This is a genomic window from Psychrobacter sp. CX90 (genome assembly GCF_057396305.2).
Map to the genome: position 1 here is coordinate 547058 of NZ_CM182008.1, position 13902 is coordinate 560959.

9 protein-coding genes and 1 pseudogene are annotated in these 13902 nt (G+C 38.1%); 4 read left to right on the plus strand and 6 right to left on the minus strand.

The annotated features are described in order from the left end of the window. The first annotated feature begins 104 nt into the window (after positions 1 to 104). A complete protein-coding gene (locus AC2SLN_RS02220) occupies positions 105 to 1466 on the plus strand; it encodes a sodium-dependent transporter (RefSeq protein ID WP_486549564.1) in 1362 nt (453 codons plus the stop codon). 216 nt (positions 1467 to 1682) lie between these two features. Here AC2SLN_RS02220 and asd read toward each other — a convergent pair whose 3' ends face one another. The 4 genes from asd to kynU all read right to left on the minus strand — a co-directional run bounded on the left by asd (position 1683) and on the right by kynU (position 8044). Continuing rightward, positions 1683 to 2825, minus strand: coding sequence for an aspartate-semialdehyde dehydrogenase (asd, locus tag AC2SLN_RS02225; RefSeq protein ID WP_486549566.1), 1143 nt, complete (start codon positions 2823 to 2825; stop codon positions 1683 to 1685). Positions 2826 to 3823: 998 nt separating this feature from the next. Then, positions 3824 to 5008, minus strand: coding sequence for a M20 aminoacylase family protein (locus AC2SLN_RS02230; protein ID WP_486549568.1), 1185 nt, complete (start codon positions 5006 to 5008; stop codon positions 3824 to 3826). 160 nt (positions 5009 to 5168) lie between these two features. Further along, positions 5169 to 6536, minus strand: coding sequence for an MFS transporter (locus AC2SLN_RS02235; RefSeq protein WP_486549569.1), 1368 nt, complete (start codon positions 6534 to 6536; stop codon positions 5169 to 5171). Between the two features lie 254 nt (positions 6537 to 6790). After that, complete coding sequence (kynU, locus tag AC2SLN_RS02240; RefSeq protein WP_486549571.1) at positions 6791 to 8044, minus strand: kynureninase; 1254 nt, start codon at positions 8042 to 8044, stop codon at positions 6791 to 6793. Between the two features lie 145 nt (positions 8045 to 8189). On the opposite strand from kynU, the gene gigD reads away from it, so the two are divergent. From gigD to AC2SLN_RS02255, 3 genes and pseudogenes are all read left to right on the plus strand, one after another. After that, positions 8190 to 8633: an Lrp/AsnC family transcriptional regulator GigD gene (gene gigD / locus AC2SLN_RS02245; RefSeq protein WP_486549573.1), complete on the plus strand. Its 444-nt coding sequence runs from the start codon at positions 8190 to 8192 to the stop codon at positions 8631 to 8633. Between the two features lie 206 nt (positions 8634 to 8839). Further along, positions 8840 to 9757: pseudogene (locus tag AC2SLN_RS02250) on the plus strand (IS256 family transposase, variant Zn-binding type); the annotation flags it as partial. 310 nt (positions 9758 to 10067) lie between these two features. Then, complete coding sequence (locus tag AC2SLN_RS02255; protein ID WP_486548773.1) at positions 10068 to 11195, plus strand: endonuclease/exonuclease/phosphatase family protein; 1128 nt, start codon at positions 10068 to 10070, stop codon at positions 11193 to 11195. 343 nt (positions 11196 to 11538) lie between these two features. On the opposite strand, the gene AC2SLN_RS02260 is transcribed toward AC2SLN_RS02255, so the two are convergent. Together AC2SLN_RS02260 and AC2SLN_RS02265 are read right to left on the minus strand one after the other, a co-directional pair. Next, the gene (locus tag AC2SLN_RS02260) at positions 11539 to 12681 is read right to left on the minus strand and encodes a glycosyltransferase (protein ID WP_486548772.1); all 1143 of its coding nucleotides are present in this window, start codon (positions 12679 to 12681) and stop codon (positions 11539 to 11541) included. A 226-nt stretch (positions 12682 to 12907) separates the two neighbouring features. Further along, positions 12908 to 13789 (minus strand): TIGR03915 family putative DNA repair protein, encoded by an 882-nt coding sequence (locus AC2SLN_RS02265; protein WP_486548771.1) that lies wholly within the window; start codon positions 13787 to 13789, stop codon positions 12908 to 12910. Positions 13790 to 13902: the final 113 nt, after the last annotated feature.

Genomic DNA, 13902 nt, shown 5'->3' on the forward strand with positions numbered 1-13902 from the left:
CATTATCTAAATGAGCATTAGGCCTAATAATTAATCTTTTTATAAGCCAGTCTTTTATAAGCCAGTATAGTTGCAAAATGCCATAGATGGTCAGAGGAAATAAAATGTCAAACAAACAAAACCATGCCCAGTGGGGGTCAAGCTTAGGCTTTGTATTAGCTGCAGTCGGATCAGCAGTTGGACTAGGCAATATTTGGAAGTTTCCATATATGGTTGGTGAGAGCGGGGGCTCTGCTTTTGTCCTGGCGTACCTTATTTGTATTGCCCTTATCGGCTTTCCCATTTTAGTCGCAGAATGGATGATTGGACGACGTGCTCAAAAAAACCCAATGGACGCTTTTACCGATGTTGCTAAAAAAGAAGGTGCAAGCAAGATTTGGGGTATCGTTGGCCTAGTAGGTATCTTAGGTGGATTTTTAATCTTATCTTTCTACAGTGTGATTGGCGGTTGGGCTCTAAATTATATTACTAAGTTGGCATCAGGTAGTTTTGTAGGGCTAGACGGAGATGCAGTAGGCGAGACATTTAATGCCATGTTAGCCTCTCCAGGCACGTTGACCATATGGCATACAGTATTCATGATAATAACCGCTATTATCGTCGCTATGGGAGTTTCCAGTGGTATCGAAAAAGCAGCTAAAATCTTGACGCCTTTATTAGGTGTTTTGCTTTTAATTATCGTGGCTTATAACGTTGTCAGTGGTGGTTTTGGCGATGCTGTAGTCTACCTATTTTCGCCAGATGTATCAAAGCTGTTAGGGCCTGAAAGTGGTAGTATTATTTTATCAGCTCTTGGTCATGCATTTTTTACGCTATCATTAGGTATGGGTATTATGGTCGCCTATGGTTCATACTTGGGCAATAATGTCAGTCTTTTAAGTATGGCTCGTACCGTTGTCATTTTAGACACGGTTATCGCCTTAGTAGCCGGCTTAGCGATTTTCCCAATTATTTTTGTGAATGGAATGGATCCTGCTGCAGGGCCAGGGTTGATTTTTGTTAGTTTACCTATTGCTTTTGGTAGTATGACAGCGGGCACTATCCTAGGTACATTATTCTTTTTACTCATTACCTTTGCAGCATTAACCTCTTCAATCTCTTTATTGGAACCTTCAGTTGAATTCTTAGAGGAGCGGACATCAATGAGCCGTACGACTTCTACAGTTGCTGCGAGTGTATTGATATGGTTATTAGGTATTGCCGCCTTACTATCATTCAACTTATGGTCTGATGTTATGATTATGGGTAATGGTATCTTCGACTTCTTAGATAAGTTGACAAGTAAGTTCATGCTACCTTTGACTGGTCTAGCAGCCATTGTATTTGCTGGATGGGTCATGAATCAAGATAAGATAAAAGCTGAGTTAGGTTTATCTGACGGTGCATGGAAACTATGGCAAATTATTACAAAGTTTGTTGCACCAATTGGCGTGACTATTGTTTTTATTACTTCTTTAATGGGGTAGACCGCAGGTTATCGTTTCTCGCATAACCAAAAGACCCAGGCGATGTTAGTGAAATGTACTAACATCGCTTGGGTTTTTTATTATCCTAAAATAAAACCTTCTAAGATGGTGGCAAATTTTGACATGTGATGTGGCTATAAAATAGCGGCATGAATGAAAACCCCAACTATCAACAGTTGGGGTTTTTTAAACTTAAATTAAATAACACGCTAATTACTAGCTTGATGTACGAATAATACGTAGCATACGACGTAAGGGTTCAGCAGCGCCCCATAGAAGTTGGTCACCTACTGTAAATGCTGCAAGATACTCTGGGCCCATATTTAGCTTGCGTAAGCGTCCAAGAGCGACAGTAAGGCTACCTGTAACCGCCACAGGTGTTAAACGCTGCATGGTCGCTTCCTTATCGTCTTCTACTAAGTCAAGCCATTCATTACCACTACTTTTAAGTGCAGCTTCGATTTCATCAAGAGGAATATCTTTTTTTAGTTTTATTGTAAGTCCTTGAGCATGACAACGCATAGAACCGACACGAACGCACAGGCCATCAATGGGAATAGTATTGTCGCCTTGGTTACCAAGAATCTTATTGGTTTCTACACCGCCTTTCCATTCTTCACGAGATTGCTTATTGTCAAGTTGACTATCAATATATGGAATCAAGCTACCAGCCAAGGGCACACCAAAATGCTGAATAGGGAAATCCTCACTACGCTGAGCATCAGCAATTTTTTTATCAATGGCTAATATTGCGCTTGCAGGATCAGCAAGCTCATCAGCCACCACATTATGTAGCATTCCCATACCATTAATTAGCTCACGCATATTATTTGCGCCCGATCCGCTTGCCGCTTGATAGGTCATGGCTGAAACCCACTCAACCCAGTCTCGATTAAATAACTCGCCAATAGCCATTAACATTAATGACACGGTGCAGTTACCGCCAATGAAATCTTTAGTACCTTTTTGCAAAGCATCATCAATAACCGAGCGGTTGACGGGATCTAAAATTATAACGCTGGACTCTGCCATTCTCAGGCTACTGGCGGCATCTACCCAATAACCTGTCCAGCCAGAACGACGTAAAGGCTCATGTATAGCGCTTGTGTAGTCCCCGCCTTGACAGGTAATAATGACATCACACTGTTTTAAGGCATCAATATCATGAGCGTCTTTTAGAGTTTTAGTGGCATCCGTATGTTTAATACCCTCAAATATAGGCGCATTACCGCCAGCATTGCTGGTTGAAAAGAAAATTGGAGTTATACCAGAAAAGTCGCCTTCTTCAACCATACGTTGCATAAGCACAGAACCAACCATGCCACGCCATCCCACCAAACCTACTGTTAATTGACTCATAGAACTATACCTCATGAATTGGTCTTAATATATCTTGCACTTTACCAGCATAAATATATCTTATTTATATAATGTAGCATTTTGCTTACATTAGCTTATATGTTTGTTGTAAACTTTTAAAAGCCAGCTTAGTTTTTGCAAAATTAAATAAATAATCTCTAAAAGAAAATAGTAAATAAAGAAAATTACTTACAATGCTCACACATTACTTATGTTCATCAAGCATTTATTTAATGTGCAACCAATTACCTTGCCTTGATATGATGAAAAATGCAAGCCTAAAATAGGACTTATGCTGTAAAAAAAATGAAAAACTCTTAAAAATAAACTAAAAACATAGGCCCTATTTTAGATACGAATCTTTAAATGATCTACTTTGTAAATTCTTAGATTAAGTTATCTTAACAAATCCAATAATATCTATTGTTCAACCTGCCCAATAGATTAGTATGAATTATATCTAAATTGTTTTAAACTATTTTAACGTTATACTTAAGTTCCATGCGTTAGATCAATATTATTGTTTATATATTACGTTAAATTAATGGAATCGTTATAAATCAAGCACTTAAAGATACATTGCAAAAATAAGCAGGCACAATAAAACCTCAAGTAATTCTACTTGAGGCTGAAACTTTTGTACTTAACCTAAATTCTAGATAACCCCCTATAACCCCTTTAAGTTTAGCGACTTATCCATAATCTGACACGTTCTTTAAAGTAGGTTTATATGGAAACCAATAAGAAGCTCATCATACACCCTCTCAATTAATAAGCGTTGATTCAGTAAGCAGGCATCTAAAGGTTCAGGTTGCCATCCCTTGTTTTAAAGGCTCTCTATCATCGATATTATTCAGGTTGTTGACATCACAGCCAGTGCTGAGGATAACGAATCCGTCTTGCCCCAAGTCATAGAGAATTAAAGCAACTAAAATCATAGCAACTAAAATGCTACAGCGATACAAATAGAATATGGTGTCGTTAACAAAAGAGGAAAATTATACTAAAAACCTTTGGGTTAATAAAACCCAATAAGCAGCCCCGATAGGGATGTTAGTGTCATCAAAGTCATAATTTGGGTTATGGATTGAGCAAGCACCAGGTCCCCCTGTGGCTTCCGTACCATTGCCAATAAATAAATAACACCCTGGTACTTCTTGTAAGAAAAAGGCAAAGTCTTCGCTGGTAGTCAAAGGTTTTATATCAGTAAGTGTGTTATCTTTCCCAATCAACTCCTGGGCTACTTTGCGAGCAAATTGAGTCTGTTCAGCGTTATTCATGAGCACAGGGTAATGAGTGATAAAATCAAAACTAACCGTCACACCATAAGCAGCTGCTTGATGGTTTACCATCTCTTGTATACGGCTTAACAATGTTTCGTGTGAGTCAGGGTCTAAACTTCGAACATTTAGTTTTAATACGGCAGTATCGGGGATGACATTATCGGTATGACCTGACTTAAATTCCCCGACCGTAATCACTCCCGTTTTTAACGGGTCAATATTACGAGAAACAATAGTCTGTAGTCCCATAATAATTGCCGCGCCTGCCACCACAGGATCACTTGCCAAATGAGGCATTGCACCATGGCCACCTTTGCCATGCAACGTAACATCTATACGGTCTCCAGATGCCATCAATGCCTGTTCATTAAAACAAAGCTGTCCTGGCTTATAGCCTGGCATATTATGTATGCCAAATATTGCATCGCAGGGAAACTTTTCAAACAACCCTTCATCTATCATGCGCCTTGCCCCTGCAAGTCCTTCTTCAGCAGGTTGAAATATTAAATTAAGCGTGCCATTAAAGTCTGCGTTTAATGCTAAATACTCGGCTGCTGCCAATAGCATGGCGGTATGTCCATCATGACCGCAAGCGTGCATTTTTCCTTCAAGTTTGCTAGCGTAGGGTAAATCAGTAAGCTCAGTTAAGGGTAGGGCATCCATATCGGCTCGCAACCCTAAGCTTCGGCTACCATTGCCTTTTTTAATTTGACCGACCACACCTGTACCGCCTAGTCCTCGAGTAACCGTATAACCCCAATCTTCAAGATTCTTTGCCACTAAATCACTGGTACGAAATTCTTCATAGCCGAGTTCAGGATGTTGGTGAATGTCATGACGGATTTTGATAAACTTATCTGCCGTTTGTTCTAATTCCATTAGCAAGGGGTGCTGATTCATATAAACTCTCCATTTAATATATAGTGCCTGCTTAAAAGCTTCGTTTATTTATAGCTTAAAGATTTCATGGCTTAGTACTTATTAAGTTAAGGCTGAGCTATTCTATGGTCTAATAATTTTAATCTAATACTTTTAAATAGTTACTTATTTCAAAAGTTACTTATTTTAAAGCCTTATTGCCAGTTTCTTCCATAAACCAAACCGCAATGATTGATAATAAAACGATAAACATCATATACCAAGCTGGAGCAACAGGGTTACCTGTCGATTCAATAAGCCAAGCTATAGCGGGCTGGGTTGTGCTACCAAATATAATAGCCACTCCTGCATAGGCAACAGAAAGTCCAGTAGCGCGAATTTTTCTATCAAATAATTCAGGAACAGCGACCAAACAAGCGCCGCCACTTAATGCCGTAAATCCAGTCAGAACAAAGGTGGTTATCATCAGGGATGACAATCCAATATTATTCACCAAGTAATTAAAGAGGGGCAAGGATATAAGGACTAATACAACCCGTGGCCAAAACATTAGATTTTTTCTGCCAAATTTATCGCTAAGCCAACCTCCTAATACTGCAAACATTAAAATGGCGATACCAGAAACCAGTGTGGCTGACATAGAAATGGCAGGACTAAGCTTTAAGGTGGTTGTCGCATAAGTATTCATATAGATAGAGACATACAGGGGCACTGTGATACCAGCAATTGCCCAAAACGCTATAAAAATCTTACGCCAAAATTCACCCGTCTTAACAACCGAAGGGAGGTAGGATTTTTTGATCTTTGTTGAGTCAGTTTTATGAGTAGACGTATGAACATTGGTAGACGAATTGAGGGTATTAGTAGGCGAAGGCATGGTATTTACATCATTTTCATGCAAAGTCTCAGCCATATTATTACGTAAATATAAGGCAATCGGAATCAGTAAAAGTGTCAAGAAAAAAGGTACTCGCCAACCCCAAGCAAACATATCTTCAGTACTCAAAGATAATATCATTATTATCCCAAAACCACCTGCCATAATGGCTGCAAAGCCCTGACAAGCCAGTTGCCAGCTTCCAAATAACCCACGTTTATGCGAGGGTGCGCTTTCGATTAAAAAGGCCGAGGAGGGGCCTACTTCACCCCCTAACCCAAATCCCTGTAATAAACGACACGTTAAGACAATAATAGGGGCAGCAATGCCAATACTGGCATATGAAGGTGTCAAAGCCAATCCTATAGTACCCACAGTGATAAAAAGAATCGTGAGTAACAGGGCGATTTTACGCCCTTTACGGTCAGCCACAATACCTAAGATAATACTGCCAAGTGGGCGAGTGATAAAACCAATACCAAATACGGCTAATGACAGCAATAAGCTAATGAAGGGATCGTCAGAGGGGAAAAAAGCTTTACCAATATAAACCGCAAAAAACGCATAGAGTACAAAATCATAAAACTCTAAAGCACTGCCGATTACGGCCGCAGTAACGATTTTTTTTGAATTAGGGCCATCAGGTAAACGGCTAGATACAACGGTTGACATAATTTATTCCTTAAAAATAAAAACTTCCTGTAACAAGGAGTGAAACTAGCAATACCAAATTCTGTAGACTATGTGCTATTACTAGTTTATATTTCACCCACAGTTTAATGTCATGCAATTACCAATGTATAAACCTCACTTTAGTCAAAATCTTTGTCAAAACCTTCGATCTTTATATGTTCTTTAAAGATACCGATTTTTATAACAAATTCGCTAAATAGAGCGAGCAAATAACGATTGGCGAAGGTATTGCATTAAGTCACCGCAGCACGAACCTTAAATTTCTCATTTCTCCATTCTTCGTTTTGCATGACCTGCTTAAGTTCTTGTACCGCCGTCCAAATATCTTCGTAACTTAAGTATAAAGGAGTAATACCGAATCTTAGGACTTCAGGTTCACGATAATCCCCAATGACACCGCGGGCAATCAATGCTTGAATAATGGCATAGCCCTCTTTATGCGCAAAGCTAACATGACTACCACGGAAATGGTGGTCTTTAGGGGTAATTAATTCTAAGCCAAATTCACCACATTCTTGGGCGACTAAATCCATAAATAAATCGGTTAATTTAAGCGACTTTTTACGAACCTCTTCCATAGTAGTAGCCAAGAATATATCCAAGCCGCATTCGATCAAGCTCATAGACACAATACTTTGAGTGCCACATAAAAAGCGCCGTATCCCTTCTGCAGGCTCATAACTATCTTCCATCGCAAAGGGTTGCTTATGACTCCACCAACCAGAAAGCGGTTGCCAAAATTTATTTTGATGCTTTGCATTTACCCAAGCAAAGGCAGGGGAGCCGGGACCACCATTTAGATATTTATAAGTACAGCCAATAGCATAGTCACTATTAGTCTTATTAAGGTCTATCGGCACCGCCCCAATCGAATGAGATAAATCCCAAATTACCATCGACCCATGCTTATGGATGAGCTGATTGCATTGTTCCATATCGTATAGATAACCGTTACGGTAATTTACTTGCGACAACACCGTGACTGCTACTTTATGGTTAGTTAATACCTTTTCCAAATCGTCAGGATCCTCAAGAAGTACTATCTCATAACCTTGATTAAAATAGTCGATAAACCCTTGTACGATATAAAGATCGGTTGGGAATACATCTCTTTCAACAATAATAGCTTTATGATCAGGAGCGACTTCGGCTTGGTTTTTAATAGCCGCTGCCAATACCTTAAATAAATTGACACTGGTTGAATCTGAGACCACCGTCTCGTTGGGGTTGGCACCCATTAACTGAGCAATCTTATCACCAAGCCTAGTCGCTAAACCCCACCAGTCCGCTTTATTCCAGCTGTTAATAAGATCTATTCCCCATTCTTTTGAAATGACTTGCTCGGCTTTTGCAAGGGCGGTTTTAGGCTTTGCTCCCAGTGAGTTACCATCTAGATAGATAACACCAGAAGGCAATACAAATTCATCTTTAAATTTTGCAAGAGGATCTTCGTTATCCCATTCACGGCATTGTTCCTGAGTAATCATATTTCTTAACTCCTGTTGATAAAAAAGTGTATAAATTAATACTAGCATTAAATAATTCGTCAATCTTCCTATTATCATGTATTAAATTCATTAAAATTAGGATAGTATTCTAAATATATTTTATAAATTAGGATGATATTCAATAATGAACATCGATGTGATAGACCACAAGATTTTGAAGCATTTAAAGAAAAATGCCCGATTAAGCAATCAAGAGTTGGCGGAGCTAGTGAATTTATCCGCTTCAGCTTGCCATCGGCGGGTCAAGATTTTGGAAAAGCGTGGCGTGATTGAAGGGTATCAGGCTAAGATAAACTACGAAAAATTAGGAATGAATTTTTTTGCTATTGTAGAAATTAAACTATCGCAACTCACCGAAACTGATCATCTACATATGCTTGAGCAAATTAAGATGTTTGAAGAAGTGATTAATGCTTATATTGTCACAGGCGAATCTAACTATATTTTATATATCATGACAGAAGATTTAAATTCGTTTTCAAATCTTGTCATCAATAAACTTAACAAAGTTAGTGGCATTATGAGTATTAATTCAAAGATTATTTTGGATAAAGTGATTCAAAAATAACGATTGAAACTGGGATTAATGTGGGCTTATTACAATTAAATTATCAGTATTTATTATCGTTATAGTTGTTCATCTCTTCATGATAGATTGGTTTAGTTTAAATGACAAATAGTAAAATTTTATGGTGTAATGGACAAAATTCATGCTGACACCCTATCTAAAGCTATATACTACCTGTATTTGCAAGGATTGAAAGTCATGAATAAAAAAACTGCCCTTTTTGTCATGAAAAACACGTCAAAAAGAACGGTCACAGAAAAGGTAAACAACAGTACCAATGTTTAAGCTGTGGTAGGCAGTTTTTAGGGGGCAGACGACTCAATAATCAAACGTTATGGACAGAATATACCCAAGGTAAGCAAACCTATAAACAATTAGCAAACAAATATGGCTGTAGCATAAAAACCATTCAAAGACACTTAGACAAAGTCGATATTAATTATCGTATCAAGCGACCAAAGCAAGCTAATATCATTATGGATACCACGTACTTTGGACGCAAGTTTGGTCTCATGGTCTTTGTAGACAATACCACCCAAGCTGTTTTACATTACGGCATAGTTGGTCATGAAACCAACCAAGACTACAAACAAGCCATAGACCACTTAAAAGCCTCAGGCATTGAGATACAAAGCATTACCTGTGATGGAAGACGAGGATTAAGAGCGTTATTTAATGATATACCTTGTCAAATGTGCTAGTTTCATCAAATACAAATAGTGACCCGCTACCTGACTCGTCGACCTAAAAATATAGCGAGTATTGAGCTCAGACAGCTTGCTCTAAAGCTTACAAAGCCCGATAGTAAGTCGTTTGTCACTGCCTTGGATGACTGGTATTTGACTCATGAAACCTACTTAAATGCGCGTAGTGTGAATGAAAATACGGGTAAAACTTGGTACACTCATAAGCGTCTTAGAAGTGCTTATCGTAGCCTACGAGTTAATAGTGATTGGTTATTTACTTACCAAGAATATGAGCATTTAGATATAGCAAATACAACCAATACTCTTGAAGGTTTGTTTAGTGATCTTAAACGGAAATTACACAGTCATCATGGACTAAATGAGAGCCGTAAGTTACGGTTTATTAAAGACTTTCTAACGTCAAAGTCTCTCAAATAGCATGAATTTTGTCCATTACACCTATATTTCACATAGTAATGGTTCTATAAACTCTAAAGGGCAAATACTATTAAATCACTCACATTGTTATTGTGCAATAAAATATAAAAGTGTACTTATATCTTTTCTAAGATATCAACGTCATTTAATTAGCTAATTTGAATAGTTGAAGCGTTACTCTTGCTTTCCCTATTGTCTAGACTCAGAGTTTGGTGTAATTTGAGTATTTCTTTGTAATGAATATATAAAAAATTAGAGCGGAATATTATGCTGATATACAAACCTGTCATGAGAACCATATGGGCTTATTATGGTTGACATTATGCATCTGTTTTTTCAAATACTGGCTGGACTCGTTATATTTTTGACAGTATGGGGGTTGTTACCTTTAGACCATTGGTGGGTCAGAGCTACAGATTTTCCGCGAATTCAATTTTTAGTTTTAGGCGTAGTTAGTTTAATAGGGATGAGCTTTTATTATGGCAGTTGGCAGCGCTTAGATTGGATAGTGTATGTTAGTTTATTGCTGGCAATTCTATATCAGCTTCGAAGGGTTCTACCGTATACACGTATTTGGAAAAAAGAAGTCAGAATGGCAAAGTCTATAGCCAATGCTACCCAACTAAAAATCATGGTATCAAACGTATTGACGCCCAACAACAATACTCACGCTTTAATAAATCTAGTTCTTACCTATAACCCAGATGTACTCATTACTTTGGAATCAGATCAAAAGTGGCAAGATGCGCTAAGCGTTATCGAAAAAGATTATCCTTATAGTGTAAAAGTACCATTAGATAACTTATATGGCATGCATTTATATTCAAAATGTGAGCTTATTAATCCTGAAGTTAAATACCTCCTTATCAATGATATTCCTTCCATTCATACTCGTATTAGGCTTAGCAATGGTAAGATAGTTTGGTTGTATTGCCTACATCCTATGCCACCGAGTCCTACAGAAGCGGATAAATCTACTACTAGAGATGCAGAATTATTAATGGTAGGTAGGCATATCAAAGAAAATAATCAAATGGCAATTTTAGCAGGTGATTTAAATGATGTGGCGTGGTCAAAAACGACAAGAATGTTCCAACGTGTCTCTCAGTTATTGGACCCTCGTATAGGCCGTTTTTTTATTAACACATTTCACGTCAATTACCCTTTCTTACGTTGGGCATTAGACCATATTTTTCATAGTCCGTGCTTTACTCTAGTTGACATTAAACGTTTGCCATCAATTGGCTCAGATCATTTCCCTGTATTAACCACGTTACAATATGAGCCAAATGTTCAAGAGGAACAAGCGAATAATGCGCCAGTTGCGCTGGAAGTGGACGAAGAAGAAACAAAAGAGAAAATTGAAGAAGGACTTAAGGAAGGAAGGGCTATATCAAGAGAGAATAAATCAAATGTAAATCTAGCAGAGACGTTGTAAGCAAATGCTTACATTAATTTGGGTTTTTGACCGCTAGTCAACGATGAGTAATCGGCTTAAAATAAGCTCATCAACACAAGGATGACAAGGATGAAGGTGTTGATTATATTACAATAAACTAGTACTGCCCTATATCTAGTTTGCATCAAAGATGTATGCCATTGCCCTGTGGAATATGAGTCTTTACTTTGATGTTTGTAATATACTTCACTCAGGACGAGTAACAACGGAAAAGCATAATAACTACAAGTACCGCACAAAACCCAAGTCTTTGCCCTAGGCTTGGGTTTTCTTTTATGCGGCTATATATATTGTACAATATACCCTATTATATAATTTCTAATTAGAAGGCTTCGTCTGCTAACTTTTCTTTATACAATTCGTCGTAAACCTGCATGGTTTCACTGATCATTTGCCGCATAGTAAATTTATCAGTTATAGAGGGTCTTATGACATTTTCAAGATGTCCTTTGATTACTTTACATAGGGTATTTGCATTGTAATCTCTAACCAAACCTTGTGGATAGAGCGGTTCTAAAATCTCACTAAAAGCCCCTTTGTCCCAGCCAACGACTGGGGTGCCAAGATGAATCGCCTTAAGTACATTCATACCTATTGATTCGGGCTGATTGGCTAGTGCCAAAACAATATTTGATGCCGCTAGCCATTCTCGTAAATCATTACGCTTAGACCCTATGAATGTAAATTTATCGATTAGCTCGAGCGCCCATATCCTTTGATGAAACTCCTCAAAAACCACACTATGACGCGCGTCATCATCATCCATAACGATGATATGAAGGTTAGGATACTGCTCACCTAAGTTCCCTATAATATCTACAAGCCACTCTTGACCATACTCGTGACCAACAATAGTTGGAAACAAAAGCCACTTTTTATTTTCAAGCTCTGGATATTCACTAAATGTGCGCATCAGCCAGTAGACCGAGGGATTATGTCTATAGGGATAACTACGGGTGTCAACACCGCGATATATGCGGGTTATTTTTTTGGGTGGTGCTTGAACCTCAGCCAGACTTTTAACTAAATATTCTGTCACACTGTCTGAAACTGTGATAATACGGTCAACATTAAATATGGCTTTGCCATAGTTATTAAAGGGATAAAACCCATACATCGTTGAGATGAGCTTAGGTTTATTTTTTAGCCGGATACTTTTTAAAGCCCAGTATAAAACCCAAGCTGGGGTTCGTGAATGTACATGTATAATGTCAGGATTATATTTTTCAATGAGAGCGCGAAGGGGAATAACCTGACGCAATGATACCCATGACTTTTTAGTAATTTCAAGTTTGTGGTAGATGTTTCCATCACGTTTAAGACGCTTAACTAACTCTTCATCCTCATCAGCGGACGCAATAATAATTGAAGTATGTTTCTGCTTCACTAAAGCACGACCAAGATGATAAATACCACGTTCGGATTCATCGTGCTTTAAAGAAGATAATAAACGCATAACTTTCATAAGGTATTTTGCTTATACAAATACGGTGGAATATGTAGGATAATTAATCACGCCCATTGTCAGGCAAAATAGAGCAAAAAACAAGCGGGCATATATGCCATCAAAGTAGAGATAATAAAATAGCTTCAGTTATCAACTAAATCAATCATGGCTATACCCTTTAAAAAGCTTAATTACTCGGGAAGAGGGGTAGATTGGCGTTTATATTTTTTATGAAAAGAATTCATCAGATATTACGTTTTTTTTGAAGATGGGTAGCCGTTGGCAGTACTTGCTTTTCGCTTAAGTACTTCCAATAGCGCTGGGGTAAGTATTGCTTGTGCAAACGGGGGTTTTTACGTTCTTTAATGTTAACATTAGTAAAATAGCCCTGCCAAAATCGCTGATACCGCATTTCATCTTCACTATGAATACTTGATGGGTTACGTAGGACACTATCGTCAATATCGCTAATGGTCTGAAGAGGGGCAGGACGGTTGGGCATCGATTCACTCATATCAAAATAGATACCGTAGTGTCTATTGATATCATAGATAGCCCAGTTTTGATCCTGATAACGCTGGCGGAAGTGTTCACCAATTAACGGAAGTACATTGAAATCAGGCTCAACACGTGCGAAATATATATCGTCTTTTGTATGCTCAAACCGAACAAAAGCTTCCATACGATGCTTTTCACGGCCCACAGATTTTACGGTTTGAGAAAGCTCTAGAACATCTATGTTTCCCAAGTCTTGCAAAATATTTCGATTGGGATAGTCGATAGCGTATTTGACGATGCGAAACAGGGTGGTGCCTATATTGTCTTTTTCGGCTAAAAATCCCCATAATAATTGTCGCATACCACTGCGACCAAGCAGAGCTTCTAGTTTGACGAATACTCGCTGCGCTTTTATCGTATCAACTGGCACCGTAAAGGCGTCGTCAATCAAGGAAGGCTTATAACACCTATGATCAACAAGTCTTAATACAGGGGTATGCTGTAAACTATGCTCATAAACGTAAAATACAGCACTTAACCACCCCTCAAAGCTTGATTCGTAAACGACAAGTACAGAGTTACCCTGAGAGGGTGATTGCTCATTATGATTTATTAAGTAATTTGTCACAGTATGAGGCGTCATCATTTGGGTAAATTTAAAGCGTATGCTTATATTGGTTAATATAGCAGCTGATTTAATTGATAAGTAATTATTTATATTATGATGATAAGAATGAGAAC